Source organism: Binatus sp. (SeqCode), from assembly GCF_049584895.1.
Lineage (GTDB): Bacteria > Desulfobacterota > Binatia > Binatales > Binataceae > Binatus.
Genome location: NZ_JBAUYR010000014.1, coordinates 1 through 12,434 on the forward strand (window position 1 = coordinate 1; position 12,434 = coordinate 12,434).

General features: G+C 59.9%; 17 protein-coding genes and 2 pseudogenes. 4 read left to right on the forward strand and 15 right to left on the reverse strand.

Annotated elements, in window-relative coordinates; genetic code table 11:
• A pseudogene (locus WB650_RS02610) lies at positions 1-195 on the forward strand (hypothetical protein); the annotation flags it as partial.
• A 122-nt stretch (positions 196-317) separates the two neighbouring features.
• On the opposite strand, the gene WB650_RS02615 reads toward WB650_RS02610, so the two are convergent.
• The 14 genes from WB650_RS02615 to WB650_RS02680 all read right to left on the reverse strand — a co-directional run bounded on the left by WB650_RS02615 (position 318) and on the right by WB650_RS02680 (position 9,173).
• Positions 318-1,697, reverse strand: a complete 1,380-nt coding sequence (locus WB650_RS02615) for a DUF935 domain-containing protein (RefSeq protein WP_422300584.1) — start codon at positions 1,695-1,697, stop codon at positions 318-320.
• Positions 1,698-1,998: 301 nt separating this feature from the next.
• Entirely contained in the window at positions 1,999-3,522 is a 1,524-nt protein-coding gene (locus WB650_RS02620; protein ID WP_423959312.1) for a hypothetical protein, read from the reverse strand.
• A gap of 250 nt (positions 3,523-3,772) precedes the next feature.
• A complete protein-coding gene (locus WB650_RS02625) occupies positions 3,773-4,390 on the reverse strand; it encodes a phage protein Gp27 family protein (protein WP_423959313.1) in 618 nt (205 codons plus the stop codon).
• A gap of 11 nt (positions 4,391-4,401) precedes the next feature.
• On the reverse strand, positions 4,402-4,716 hold the full coding sequence (locus WB650_RS02630) for a hypothetical protein (protein WP_423959315.1): 315 nt from the start codon (positions 4,714-4,716) through the stop codon (positions 4,402-4,404).
• Positions 4,700-5,002 carry a hypothetical protein gene (locus tag WB650_RS02635; RefSeq protein ID WP_422300588.1) on the reverse strand — a complete coding sequence of 101 codons (303 nt, stop codon included), beginning with the start codon at positions 5,000-5,002 and terminating at the stop codon, positions 4,700-4,702. Before WB650_RS02635 ends, WB650_RS02630 begins: the two co-directional genes overlap by 17 nt.
• A 268-nt stretch (positions 5,003-5,270) precedes the next feature.
• Positions 5,271-5,594, reverse strand: a complete 324-nt coding sequence (locus WB650_RS02640; protein ID WP_422307219.1) for a hypothetical protein — start codon at positions 5,592-5,594, stop codon at positions 5,271-5,273.
• A gap of 150 nt (positions 5,595-5,744) precedes the next feature.
• Entirely contained in the window at positions 5,745-6,161 is a 417-nt protein-coding gene (locus WB650_RS02645; RefSeq protein WP_423959318.1) for a hypothetical protein, read from the reverse strand.
• Between the two features lie 22 nt (positions 6,162-6,183).
• Positions 6,184-6,705: a hypothetical protein gene (locus WB650_RS02650; protein WP_423959320.1), complete on the reverse strand. Its 522-nt coding sequence runs from the start codon at positions 6,703-6,705 to the stop codon at positions 6,184-6,186.
• An 88-nt stretch (positions 6,706-6,793) separates the two neighbouring features.
• Complete coding sequence (locus tag WB650_RS02655; RefSeq protein ID WP_423959321.1) at positions 6,794-7,051, reverse strand: hypothetical protein; 258 nt, start codon at positions 7,049-7,051, stop codon at positions 6,794-6,796.
• A 325-nt stretch (positions 7,052-7,376) separates the two neighbouring features.
• Positions 7,377-7,694: a hypothetical protein gene (locus tag WB650_RS02660; RefSeq protein WP_423959323.1), complete on the reverse strand. Its 318-nt coding sequence runs from the start codon at positions 7,692-7,694 to the stop codon at positions 7,377-7,379.
• Positions 7,648-7,908 (reverse strand): hypothetical protein, encoded by a 261-nt coding sequence (locus WB650_RS02665; RefSeq protein WP_423959324.1) that lies wholly within the window; start codon positions 7,906-7,908, stop codon positions 7,648-7,650. Before WB650_RS02665 ends, WB650_RS02660 begins: the two co-directional genes overlap by 47 nt.
• 17 nt (positions 7,909-7,925) lie before the next feature.
• Positions 7,926-8,441: a glycoside hydrolase family 108 protein gene (locus WB650_RS02670; RefSeq protein ID WP_422307231.1), complete on the reverse strand. Its 516-nt coding sequence runs from the start codon at positions 8,439-8,441 to the stop codon at positions 7,926-7,928.
• Entirely contained in the window at positions 8,416-8,955 is a 540-nt protein-coding gene (locus WB650_RS02675) for a helix-turn-helix domain-containing protein (RefSeq protein ID WP_422307233.1), read from the reverse strand. The genes WB650_RS02670 and WB650_RS02675 overlap by 26 nt, the downstream gene beginning before the upstream one ends.
• Positions 8,952-9,173, reverse strand: coding sequence for a hypothetical protein (locus WB650_RS02680; protein ID WP_423959327.1), 222 nt, complete (start codon positions 9,171-9,173; stop codon positions 8,952-8,954). The genes WB650_RS02675 and WB650_RS02680 overlap by 4 nt, the downstream gene beginning before the upstream one ends.
• Positions 9,174-9,479: 306 nt before the next feature.
• Here WB650_RS02680 and WB650_RS02685 point away from each other — a divergent pair, with 306 nt between their 5' ends.
• The gene (locus tag WB650_RS02685) at positions 9,480-10,142 is read left to right on the forward strand and encodes an XRE family transcriptional regulator (RefSeq protein ID WP_422307237.1); all 663 of its coding nucleotides are present in this window, start codon (positions 9,480-9,482) and stop codon (positions 10,140-10,142) included.
• Positions 10,143-10,147: 5 nt separating this feature from the next.
• Here the strand turns inward: WB650_RS02685 and WB650_RS02690 are convergent, their stop codons facing one another.
• Positions 10,148-10,393: a hypothetical protein gene (locus WB650_RS02690; protein WP_423959329.1), complete on the reverse strand. Its 246-nt coding sequence runs from the start codon at positions 10,391-10,393 to the stop codon at positions 10,148-10,150.
• A gap of 8 nt (positions 10,394-10,401) precedes the next feature.
• On the opposite strand from WB650_RS02690, the pseudogene WB650_RS02695 reads away from it, so the two are divergent.
• Positions 10,402-11,961: pseudogene (locus WB650_RS02695) on the forward strand (acyl-CoA carboxylase subunit beta); the annotation flags it as partial.
• Between the two features lie 324 nt (positions 11,962-12,285).
• Positions 12,286-12,434, forward strand: a 149-nt coding sequence (locus WB650_RS02700) for a DUF559 domain-containing protein (protein ID WP_423959331.1), incomplete at its 3' end; no start/stop codon positions are given.

Sequence of the window (12,434 nt, forward strand, 5' to 3'; positions counted from 1 at the left end):
CAGAATCGCAGGCCATCGTTCGAGCGGATGGAAGCCACTTTGCTGGCGTGTCCGCAATGCAAGCGCGCGGTCAAAGTGCGCAAGCGGCTGCTGCTCGTGCTCCCCAACGGCGACAAATACTTGTACGTCTGCCCCGATTGCGGCTCGACCTGCGGCGAGACAATCGAGACGCCGCCGCCAGCAGGAATCCGCTGATCATCGACATCTCTTCCCTAAACCTTCTAACAGGGACGAAGTCCCGCATCTTTCTTAATTCTAAGGTGCAGGGTTTAACCCTGCCCAAGGAGGTGTGGAACCCATGGCGGGGTTCCACAAAATCAAGTGATCTCCCCTTCCCCGACTCCCTTGATCGGCCCCAGCACCGCCTCCCCCTCCGCCGGCGCCGCAATCCCCAACCTATCCAGTATCGTCTTCTGCCCCACTCTCAGCCCTCGATCCGCCAGCATCGCGACGACTTCCGCGAACACTTTCACGTCGCTATCATCCGGCAGTCCAAGCTCGATCTTCGGATACCGCACCTGCGGCCCCATGTTCAGCTCGACGATCGGCCGCACCAGGTCGCGCGCGAGCGTCGCCGCCAATCGCCGCGCGTCCGCATTCAGAATGTCGCGCCGTACTCCCTCATGCACCTGCGCGGCCGCGCGCGATCCGCCCGCATTAGGCATTTCAGTAGTCAATGTCTGCCCGAGTACTGCCTTACTCACTTGCGCATCTAAGTATTCACAAAATCGCTCATACAGCTCCGCGCTGCCATTCTGATGCGCTTCGGTAAACTCTATCACCATCGTCTCCGGCATTATTGCCGCCGCATCAGTGCCTATTCGCGATACTGCATTGAGTAATGCCTGTTTATCCTGTTCCGATGCGCCCGGATGGTATTTGCCTACCCTCAAGGGTTGTCCGAATACTTCAGTGAACGTTACCCAGTCCTTTAGTACATAGTTCTTGAACAGGTACGCCCATCCCGCCGCGCGCGCTAACCCTCCGCGTATCGGCAGACCGGCTTTGGCCTTGGCGAAATGCGTGATGAACTTGAACGGCGCTAGCGGCGCGGTCATCGGCTGAATCCCGATTCCCGGATTCATCGCCGCGTACATTCCGCCGCCGCCGAAATGGGTCGGGAGCGCCGGTGCCGCATCGCCTTCGACCGGGATTGTCTCGCCTTTCAAGGTACGCACCAGGATTTCCTCGCCCGATATCCAATCGAACGCGAACCAGCGCGGGTCGCGCCACTTCAACTGTGCGGGAAACCATTCTCTCCCAGACGTATCCCATATTATTTCGGTCGCCGAAAATCCCTTCCCCACTGCATCGAGCACGTCGAACAGCACGCTGTCGAGCTGTATCGGCCCATCGCAAAGCATCTCGCGCACCATCGCCGCGGCCCGTTGATCCTCCGCCGAACTGGACACCGCTCGCACGATGACGTCCAGTTGCGCGACCGCGTTCTTGCGAGTGCCGAGCACCGCCAGGTAGTGGAGATCCTTTTCTTCGATTTCCTGAGCCAGCTCTAGATACAAATAGGGATCTCCGATTTCTGCGTCTCTCAGAATATGCGACAGGCGTTCCGGTGTAAGCCCGATCGATGGATGCATAACGGAATATATATTACGCACTCCCGCCATTGTCGGCGCCGCCTGTTCTTCGCGCAACATCCCGGTATCAACTTCGCGCCCGTAAGCATCATAGAGAGTCATTGTTGTTCTCCAACGGGACTATTCAGTTCGAGATTCTTTGGTAGCCAGTTCGTCAATCTTCAGAAACCACTCGCCGCCACATCGACGGCACGGATGCGGAAGTCGAACCAGCGCGAGAATAAACTCGTACCCGCACTCTTCACATTTCCATTTCCAGTAGCTATTCATTCTTATACCTCTCCCTTCGGTAGAGGTCGCGCTTCGCGGGTGAGGGCGCCGGCATCCAGCTCAATGCGAGCGTCCTCACTTTTCTTACGATTGTTCCCCTTCCCTCGAGGGAAGTGGTTAGGAATTAGGTTCCTCAAAATCCCCTCACCCTCCCTGCTCCAACCTCATCCTCCACCGGCGCCGACCCAAACGGATTCCCTCGCCCGTCAAACTTCTCCCGCTTCCCCATCCCGCGCGCCGGAAAGTATGCGACCTTTCCCGCTTCCGCGCGCGACGCGAAAAATGCCAACACCGCCGCCATCGCCGAGTCACCATGCCGACCCTTTCCGTCGCTGCCCGCACGCCGCTCCGAAATCTTCGCGACGCCGTGCTCCAGCACTATCGCGCGATGGTCCGCGAGCACGTCTGCATCTTTCGGAATCTCGATCGTGCCGTCCTCGAACGCCGCCTTGTAGCGCGGCATATTCTCGCGGTACCACGACTCCGACAGCATCACCTGCACGATTCGCCCGCCGTAGCGCTGCGCCGCGGTTTCCGCGAGATACTGCCCGTTGCCGCGCGCGTCCATCGCGCCAGTGGTGAAGCGTGGGAGCCGGTCGATAATATAAAAGAGCACCTGCTCCTGGTTTCGAAACGGGATGTTGCGCAGCTCGACGATGAACGGCGTCCGCCGCATCAGGTCCTGGCCGATTTGCAGCGGCCAGATAACCGTCAGATCTCCCGAGCGTCCGAAATCTTCGCCGAAACAGGTTGTCAGATTAGGATCGAGCGCTGCGAGCGCCGGCGCGATATTGTCTTCGCACCACGCCTGAGTCTCCGAGTATCGATGCGCTTCAGGACGCCCCGAAAATTCCGCCGGCATCTCCCATCGCAGGATCGGAATTCCAGCCTTCATCCGAGCTTCGATCAAAACCGAGCTCAGGTACGCGCCCGACGACGCGCGCGGAATACAGAACAACTCCTCGCCGACGTTATCACCGTAGTAGTCGACAATCTGCTGACGCCATTCGCGCTGCTTCGCCTCCGTCCACTCTACTTTCGTCTGTTCGCAGATTTTTCTGTATAGTCCGTCGGATAGTGCTTCATCAAAAGTCGTGCGATGAAGTGAGTACGGCCTCCGTCCCGCCCGAATCTCATTGACTAGTTCATTAAATGGATTGTGGGCACCGTTGTGAGTACTGATTATTCGCACCAGGCCGCCCCACATGGTGAACGCCAGCGCGGCTTTCAGCAGTCCGGCCAAATCTTCATGGAACGCAGCCTCGTCGATCACCGCGCACCCTTCCTTGCCGCGCAGATTCGAAGGCCGCGACGAAAGCGCAACGATCTTATGTCCCGACGCGAACCGAATCCGATACGCGAGGATGTCGGCGCGCTCATCGTCGAGCACAATCTCCTCAATCGCCTCAGCCGCCCGGTTAAACCGCAGCGCCCACCGCGCCGCCGCCTCGATAAACTCGAGCGCCATGTCCTTGTTGTACCCGATATACCACCCATCGATCCCGGCGCGCCCGGTGGTGGCAGCTCCCAGCGCCCGATCGGCAGCCTCGGTCCAGGTAATCCCAATCCGCCGCGATTTCTCACTAACTTTGACCTGCGACTGATCAGCCAACCATCGCCGCTGATAAGGAAGTAGTATTGATAGAGGTTCATTCATTAGACTAATAGCTATTCAACTGAGTATTTGACTGAGTAATTTCCGGTTTGTTGCTCGTGTCATTCAGAGCGTAGCGAAGAATCCCGGATTGCCTCTCCCTTTCAGAAAGAGGTTGCGCCTCCGGCGCGGGTGAGGGTCCGCATTCCAGGATGCTTTTCTGCGCGCTGGGCCTGCACGCATTGCTCCGGGATTCTTCGCTTCGCTCTGAATGACACAAAGAGAGCGGAAGGAAATGATCGATCTTTCATCCTCAAATCTCCATCAGGACTGCTTTGATTTGATCGGCGGCTTCTTTGCTGAGGCCCTTGTCACGGGCTTCTTCGACTTTCTGCGCGACTGCGGCTACTCCTGCGCGCATGTGCTCGGCCCATTTCTGGTGCTCGGTTTCGGCTTTCACCAGGCCTGAGACGCAGCGTGCGAGAGCACCGACGTTTACGGCTGCGACGGTCGGGCTAGTACGTTTTTTGCGGCTGGTTTCTTTTTCTTTCGCGACCACCAGGATTTCGAAGAGACGGGTTTGCACCAGTCTCAGCAGAGCGCCTTGCATTTGCGCATCATCGCCTTTGAACTGTTCGCAAACCATTCGCGCTTGCTCGGTTGCAAGCCGGACCGAATCGAGTTGCCGTTCGAAGTTGTGGCGATAGTCGTCGATGCATCGGCGAGAGATCTCGAAACCATTGTCCGCCAACCATTTTTGCAGTTGCAGCGAGGTATGCATGGTGCCCTCGCGGAGCAGCGCGTCAAGCTGCTCTTTGAGGTCTCGGGCCATCCGCTTGATCTTCCAAGTCTTTGGCGGAAGCGGTTGGTAAGGCACTCGTTTTGGATGTCCGTCGGTATTTTCTTTCTTTCCGTCTTTTTCTTTCTTCATCCCGCCACCCCTCACCAGTACTTCCGCGGGCGCGCCACTCCCGCCGGTGACGGGAAGTTGTACTCGACCACGTCGACGCCGCTGGCCGTGAGCTTTGCGAACCAGGTCTCGCTGTCCTCGCCTTCGAGTTCGAGCAAGCCTAAGTCGCGCAGGTAGGCGAGTTCGCGGCGCACGGTATTGAGCGACAGCGAGAGCTTGATATCGGCGAGCACGCGCCAGATTATCTGCTCCGAGACCGCTATCGGCCGTCCGGCATCGACCACGCGCAGCATCCGCCAGCGCGCTTCCTCGCGATTCTTTTTTTCGAGATCAATTCCGTCCGGCATATAGCCTTTCCTTTACCTCTGCGATTTGCTCACGGACTTCTTCGCGCATCGCATCCAGCTTCGCGTCGAGCGTGCCGCTGAACCTGATCCAATCCTCGCGGCGCACGTATTCGAGCGGCAGATTGACGCGCAACTCGACCAGCTGTTTTTCGATATCGTCGACCCGGCTCGAGTCGCGCTGACGTTGTTCGTCGCGCCGCTTCAATAGCCATTGAATCGTGCTCGCGTTGACCGCGAGAAACGCGATGAAGGCGGCGACCCATCCGGCGGCATTGCCCCACTCCAATTAGATCGCTCCAGCTTGGAATGATCGAAATGCGGGCAACCTAACCCCTAACCCCTTCCCGAGCGGGAAGGGGAACCGGACGCGGAGCGCTGCGAACGCTTCTGGCGACCTAACCCCTAACCCCTTCCCATAGTGGGAAGGGGAACCGGACTGTAGTGAGCAATCATTTCTTTGGAGTGAAGAGAAACCAAACGCGCGATTGTCCCCCTTCCCTCGAGGGAAGGGGTTAGGGGTTAGGTTCCCCGTCATCAACCGCGATCTCATCCCCTCACACATGCGCCGGCGTACCCAGCCCGATCGCGAGCGACGCCGCCGCGCTGGCGTTCACCTGGATCTGCACATTTCCGCTGAGCGTTCCCGCCGCCACCAAGACCTGCGCGGCCTGCGTCACCGTAAGCTTGCCCGTCGCCTTGATTACGCAGGAGCTGCCGTCGGCACTGGGAGCCAGCGCGAGCGTTCCATCCGGATCGGCCGCCGACCAGGCAGGAACCACCCCCGCCGGCGCAGTCGCCGGATTACCCTCATCGTCGACGTACGAAACGAGAGCAGTAACCATCTGGTCGTCCAGCAAAATGAAAGTCGATGTCGCCATTTTTTTCTTACCTCAGTTCTTTTTGGTCGGTCTGCCGAGCGTGATTATCAGTTTCCAGTCCTTCGGTTTCCTTGGGCCCCACATGCTCTTGCGCTCTCGGAGCGCACGCAGCTTTTCTTTCTTTTTCAGTCTCACGACCGTTCCATCTTCCTACTTGCTGACCGTCAGAGCCTTGGTGCCGATTCCGGCGCGGTACAATTCGATCCCCGACGCAATCATCTGGCGGATCGTGCTGACCGCGATCAGCGAAGCGTCCAGGCCTTCCGCATGGATTCCCGCCTGCGCCAGCGATTGGATATCCATCCAGGCTGCGTCGGATTGCAGATCGTCACCCAGATGCTCGGTCGCATAGATCGCAACCGCGACCCCAATCTTGTTCCTGATGGTTGAGAACATCGCGGGAGTGACCGCCGGCATCGCGCGCGCGATATTGGCCGCAACTGCGATCTCGACGTCGGAGTTTGGCGCCGCCGCGACCAGTCCAAACGGCAACGACTTGAACAGCGCGGCGACCTCCGGCGCCATCGCGTCCGCAATGATCGGTGCAAGTTTCCCAACGATTGCCAATGCCGCCGCGCTACCCATCGACTTAGGCCGCTTTCTCAGTGTTAGACGTTACAATTGCTGCCAGGAACCTAACCCCTAACCCCTTCCCGAGCGGGAAGGGGAACCGGAATGTGGGGACCGCGGAAGTTTTCACCGCGGGTGCGCCTGAAGGAGCAGTCACCGGCGCGGGCGCTGCTCCGGTCGGGCAATTTCCGAGAGTCACGGTCTGCGGCACGATCAGTTGATTACTCGAATTGGTGTAGCCGTAGACCTGGCACGAGAACTGGTTGCTCTCGGTCTGATAGGTGGTGCTGATAGACAGCGGCAGCGCGGGAGTTTTGCCTTCGCAGTAAAGCACGAGGCCCGCGTAATCGACCTGCGCCTGCGCGTTGCAGAAGTTGGTGGCCTCCATGCTGAGCGCGGCAGAACTCGGCACGATCGTATTCTTCCCGCTGATGATCTGTTTCGGTGTCGGCTGCAGTAGCCCGCCGCCCTGTTGCGCGCATGCGGAGAGCATCAACGCGGACGCGCACAGACACAGAACGCTTCTGGTTTTCGAACTCATTTAAGTCTCACCTCTTGGTTGCGGGCGTGATTGATTCTCTTTCCTGCGTTCCCGTCGCCACGGGTCACTGCGCTCCCGTCGCCACGGGTCACGGCGCATAAGTGATGTGGCTGGCGGCCGTGCTTAGTGGAGTCGATAGCTGGCTCAGGCCGGTATCCACCGGGGTTTCGATATTCATCGTGACGACGCCTGCGCTGTCGCATCGGGCGATCGCGCGATGCGGCGGGAAGAGCAGCGGGATCGGACTGCTCGAAACGTCGAGCGCCATCGCAGTCCCCGGCGCGAGCTCGCCCGCAAGCGGCGCGCGTCCGACAGCGCAGTCGAGCGTGAACATTTTCTCATGCACCTGCGCACACCCCGCAGCCGCAGCGAGCAGGATCGTCGAGATGAGCAATAGCGTGGCGCCAGAGAACCTAACCCCCGACCCCTTCCCGAGCGGGAAGGGGAGGAAGATGTGGACTTTTCGCGACCTAACCCCTAACCCCTTCCCATATTGGGAAGGGGGACTGGAGTGGAGTGGGGTCTTCCCGCTCGCGAAGGGATTACTCCCCACAATCTGGTTCTCCTTTTCGCACCTAAAGCGGCTACTACAATCAATCTGGCTCCCCTTCCCGCTCGGGAAGGGGTTAGGGGTTAGGTTCTTCGGCCCCACCTCAATTCCCGGCCGCACGTTATTCACCGGCGCGTCCGCGCGCCCTGTCGTACGCATCGCGGCAGTAATCACGATCGTCGTGCAAAATCTTGAACCGCCGCTGCCGCACGACGTCCTGGTCGAGCGTGAAACACGCCGCCAACCCGGAACCAGGGGGACAAGGCGCTTGCTCCGCATCCGGCAACTCCGGCCGCGGATCGAGCGGCGCGAGTTTTTCAGTTGACCTGCATTGCGTCGCGGGCGCGTCGATATGCGGCGCGTAAGTCGGAGCACATCCCGCGACCAACAGGTTAAGCGCCATGATCGGCATCAACCGGAACCTTGCTTTTTCGTACATCTGATTTTGCATCCTCGACGTCAAACTCCGATCGGTCGTTGACCGCCAGCGGCGCGGTCGCGACGATACGGCCGTAAAGCGCAAATCCCGCAGTCATCAGCGCGGTCATGTTGCCGATGCTCACGCCGTTGGACGCCATGTCACCGACGATCAGAACGATCGTGCTGACGCATCCGTAAAACGCCTTCGATTTGTAGAACGCTTTCTTAGTCACCTGAGAAACCTCTTACGTCACGCGTATGCGCGGTTGAGCCATCCTTTGAGAAAGTCGGCGCCGCCGTTGCGGTTCAATGCGACCATCCGGTAGTGCGCGGCGAGCTCGGAACGCAGCGCAGCCATCAACGCGGCAGGATCGGCGCGTCGCGATGCGAGCGCAGTCGCGAGCCCGAGCGCGCCGTCTTCGGTCACCGGCAGACCGCATGCGCGCAACGCACGCTGAAGACATTCGACAGCGTTAGCGGCGCCCATGTTGACCGCGAGGTCGAAAGTCTTCGCCGCTATCGCGGCGGGCAGTTGCGCAAATCCGAAACGCATCCACCATTCGGTCCAGTAAATTTTCACCGCGGCGTCGCGGGTGAGCGTCGCGATATCAACGTCCGGATTCGAGCGCGCGGAAATTCCGAACTTGGTTGCGCCGCCGGGGTCGGCGGGATTCGACGAGTAGCCACCCTCGACGGCGAGAACGCGTTCGACGGCGGCTAGAAATTCGGGGCTGTACGCGTCACGAGCGCTGGTTGATGTGTCCACGTTTCAACCGCTCTGCGATCGGCGCGGACGTTGTTGAGGAACCTAAGCCCCGGCCTCTTTGCTTGAAGGAGCGGGAGCAATCGCAGGAATGAATTTCGGGGGTGCGATTCGACGCGAGGACCTTATAGACGTAGCGCTCGGTGCATCGGAGTTCTCGCGCAATGCGCGAGATGCTGACGCGGCCCGCGCGCATCTCGACGATTCGCACGCGCCGACGCAAGTGATCGCTGGTGACCGGAATCAGCAGGCGGTCGCCTCCGAACGCCCGCGCCATCGCGAGCGCCGCGAGCAATCCAATCGAGCGCGCGATCGTACTGCCGGAGGTGGGAGTTATCGGGATATACAAGCGCCGGCCGCCGAGGTCGGCAATCAGTTTGTCGGCGGCGTCGCCACCAATCGAGTGGCCGATTTGATCGTACAGCGTGGTGTGGGCGGGGTCCGCAAAAGAATTGAAACGCGGCGCCGGCGACGGAGCGCGATCGAGCGCAGGCATCCGGCTGCAGCTTGGGTTCATAAGCCGTACGCGAGCCTGAGATTGGACGGAATCGAACCAATGTTGCGGTCGCGATCGTAAACCACGCGCCAACTGATGTCGGCGATGTGATGCACGCACGCGTGACAGAGGCCGTGATGGCGCATCACGTCGGAGTGAGTGGTGCTCTCGTGACACCACAGACAGGCGACTGAGCGATTAGAAACGACGGGACGAATCGAAACGGTCGCGGGTTCCATAAATCCTCCGCGCGAGTTGAGTCGGGAATGCACAGTGCGACGACGAGTTGGAGTGGGACCGAGATAGCGGGAGGGACGCGTCGAGGAGAAAAATCGGCGGCGTGGCGGGCACAAGGTCACGAAGTGAGCTAAAGATGTGTACTCGGGGAGATTGGGTGGCGGCGAGTTGGGGGAGGCATGAAGGCATGTGGCAATGGCGGGAGATCCGATCGGATGGCGTGGGCGGAGGTTTCGCTTTGAGTTGGGAGTGCTTTGCTTGAGGCGGGATCATGCGCTTTAAGAATCTTATTTCACATTAGGAGATTTATGTCAACTACTGTGGTTGACGCCGCGTTTCGCGCGCGGCTGACTCAAGTGATCCAGTCGTTCGGATCGGTGGTCACATTGGCGACGGTGGTCGGGGTATCCGATAACGCAATCTACAAATGGCTGTCGGGCCGGGGCCAGCCGAGCGTGGGGAACCTGGTGGCGCTGGCGCGGGCGGCGCGGGTGTCGGTGGAATGGCTGGCGACGGGGAGCGAGCCGGCGCAGGGAGCGCATGCGGTCACGCGCGCGGTCGAGCACGGCGACTTCATCTTCATGCCGCGCAACAGTATCCGATTTTCGAGCGGGCGCGACGGGATACTGCGCAGCGAGCAGGTGGTCGATTCGATCGCTTTCCGCGCGGACTGGGTGAAGCGGGCGCTCCACACCGAGTCACGCGATTTGATCCTGATCGAAGTGATTGGCGACTCGATGGCGCCGACCGTCGAGGATTCGGATTTGATCCTTGCGAACCTGGCGGAGCCGCGATTTCGACAGGACGGAATCTACCTGCTGCGGCATGACGGCGGGCTGGCGGTGAAGCGTATCCAGCGGCGGCCCGACGGGAAGCTGCTGGTGCGCAGCGACAATCCGAAATATGAAGCGATGGTGGTTTCGAATGTGAAGATAATCGGGCGCGTGATCTGGATTGGCGGGTGCGTGTAAATGGTTCAGCGAGTGCTGGCGGGGCTGACGCCGAACTGAGTGATGAACAGGGCGCACGCAATCATCGCGAGGCCTTTGAGGAACATCGAGACGTTGACCGCGCGCATGATGGGATCGGCGAGCGTCAGCATCGCGGTGCCGTGCACGACGATCGTCGGTGTCCATATTTGTGCGCGAACAATAGTAGATCGAACCTCAGTATTGAAGAGTTTTTCTCCTTTTTTCAGTATTATCTGCGGGCGTGGGATCACCAACTAAAGATAACGAAGTTGTGCGGGCTGACTTGACGGAAGTGATCGAGCGGCACGAGGTCGGGCTCGACGCGGCGCGTCCCGATGCGGTCGCGCGTCGGCGGAAGACCGGGCAGCGCACTGCGCGGGAAAATATCGAGGAGCTTTGCGATCCCGGAACGTTCGTCGAGTACGGGCCGATTGTGGTTGCGGCGCAGCGGCGGCGGCGCACGATCGACGACCTGATCAAGAACACGCCGGCGGACGGGCTCGTCACCGGGCTCGCGACCGTAAATGGAAATCTGTTCGGCGGCGAGAAGGCGCGATGCGTCGTGATGTCGTACGACTACACGGTGCTGGCCGGCACGCAGGGGCATCAGAACCATCGCAAGAAAGATCGGATGTTCCAGATCGCGCGCGAGTTGCGGTTGCCGCTGGTGTTGTTTGCGGAAGGCGGCGGCGGGCGTCCGGGCGATACTGATGGCGGCTTTCACAACTCGCGATCGTTTCATGATTTTCCGAAGCTGAGCGGGCTGGTTCCTCTCGTCGGGATCACGTCGGGGCGATGCTACGCGGGGAACGCGTCGCTGCTGGGATGTTGCGATGTCGTGATTGCGACGCGCGGGTCGAATATCGGGATGGGCGGGCCGGCGATGATCGAGGGCGGCGGACTCGGGATCTTTCGTCCCGAGGAGATCGGGCCGATGGAAGTGCAGGTGCCGAACGGCGTCGTCGATATCGCGGTCGAGGACGAGGCGGAGGCGGTGCGGGTCGCGCGCAAGTATCTTTCGTACTTCCAGGGCGCAGTGAAGGAGTGGAAGTGCGCCGATCAGCGGCTGCTGCGCAATATCATTCCGGAGAACCGATCGCGCGTTTACGACGTGCGCGACGTTATCGAGAAGATGGCGGATACGGGGTCGGTGCTCGAGCTTCGGCGCGACTTCGGGCTGACGATGATTGCGGCGTTCATCAGAATTGAAGGGCATCCGTTCGGCGTGGTTGCGAATAATCCGAAGCACCTGGCGGGAGCGATCGACAGTGACGGGGCCGACAAGGGCGCTCGCATGATCCAGTTGTGCGACGCGTTCGATATTCCGATTTTATTTTTGTGCGACACTCCCGGAATCATGGTGGGTCCGGAAATCGAGAAGACCGCGCTGGTGCGGCATTCGTCGCGAATGTTTCTGACGGCAGCGAATGCGACGGTGCCGTTTTTCACGATCGTGCTGCGCAAGGCTTACGGACTCGGCGGGATCGCGATGGCCGGCGGGAGCTACGATGCGCCGCTGTTCACGGTGGCGTGGCCGACGGGCGAGTTCGGGCCGATGGGCCTCGAGGGCGCGGTGAAGCTCGGGTATCGGAACGAGTTGGCGGCGATCACGGAGCCGGCGGCGCGCAAAAAGCGTTTCGACGAAATGGTCGCGACGATGTACCAGCGTGGGAAGGCAATCAACAACGCGTCGCATTTCGGAGTCGACGATGTGATCGATCCCGCTGATTCGAGGCGATGGATTGCGGCCGGGTTGAAGTCGAGCGCGCCGCCGGAGCCGCGCAGCGGGAAAAAGTATCCGTACATCGATAGCTGGTAAGTTGCGATTTTGTACAGTCGATGGCAAATGACGTATCCAATTCGAGGCGAAGACGGAATCCTCATCGAGGGCGAAAAATTCGCGCACTGAGTAGGGTCCCTTGCATCTCTAGGGCTCGCCCTTCGGCCAGCTAAGGAGCGCTTCGATCCTCTCCCTTCGGAAACCTTTGGGCATAACTCGGCGGCGCTCTTCCCCTCTCCCGTCGGGAGAGGATTTAAGGTGAGGGACCTTGTTCAGCGCGCATTTTTTTCGCGCGCGATTCAATGTTTTGGTTCCCAGCGCGCCTTGTGTTTCTCTCCGAAACTGCAAACTTCCTTGAAAGCCATGCCCTCGTCCAAGTCGTCTCACGAAACAGCACGCAGACTACGCCGCGAGCAGACGGTGGCAGAGAATATTCTCTGGCGTCATCTTCGAGGCAGGCGGCTTTGCAACATTAAGTTCAGGCGTCAATTTCCGATTGGTCCGTATTTCAT

What these genes read in the sequence shown, in the direction of transcription:
- WB650_RS02675 (WP_422307233.1), bottom strand. Translation starts at nt 8,955, where the DNA reads ATGAACCCAAGCTGCAGCCGGATGCCTGCGCTCGATCGCGCTCCGTCG.
- WB650_RS02615 (WP_422300584.1), bottom strand. Translation starts at nt 1,697, where the DNA reads ATGACTCTCTATGATGCTTACGGGCGCGAAGTTGATACCGGGATGTTG.
- WB650_RS02660 (WP_423959323.1), bottom strand. Translation starts at nt 7,694, where the DNA reads ATGTACGAAAAAGCAAGGTTCCGGTTGATGCCGATCATGGCGCTTAAC.
- WB650_RS02630 (WP_423959315.1), bottom strand. Translation starts at nt 4,716, where the DNA reads ATGCCGGACGGAATTGATCTCGAAAAAAAGAATCGCGAGGAAGCGCGC.
- WB650_RS02625 (WP_423959313.1), bottom strand. Translation starts at nt 4,390, where the DNA reads ATGAAGAAAGAAAAAGACGGAAAGAAAGAAAATACCGACGGACATCCA.
- WB650_RS02685 (WP_422307237.1), top strand. Translation starts at nt 9,480, where the DNA reads ATGTCAACTACTGTGGTTGACGCCGCGTTTCGCGCGCGGCTGACTCAA.
- WB650_RS02640 (WP_422307219.1), bottom strand. Translation starts at nt 5,594, where the DNA reads ATGGCGACATCGACTTTCATTTTGCTGGACGACCAGATGGTTACTGCT.
- WB650_RS02620 (WP_423959312.1), bottom strand. Translation starts at nt 3,522, where the DNA reads ATGAATGAACCTCTATCAATACTACTTCCTTATCAGCGGCGATGGTTG.
- WB650_RS02650 (WP_423959320.1), bottom strand. Translation starts at nt 6,705, where the DNA reads ATGAGTTCGAAAACCAGAAGCGTTCTGTGTCTGTGCGCGTCCGCGTTG.
- WB650_RS02680 (WP_423959327.1), bottom strand. Translation starts at nt 9,173, where the DNA reads ATGGAACCCGCGACCGTTTCGATTCGTCCCGTCGTTTCTAATCGCTCA.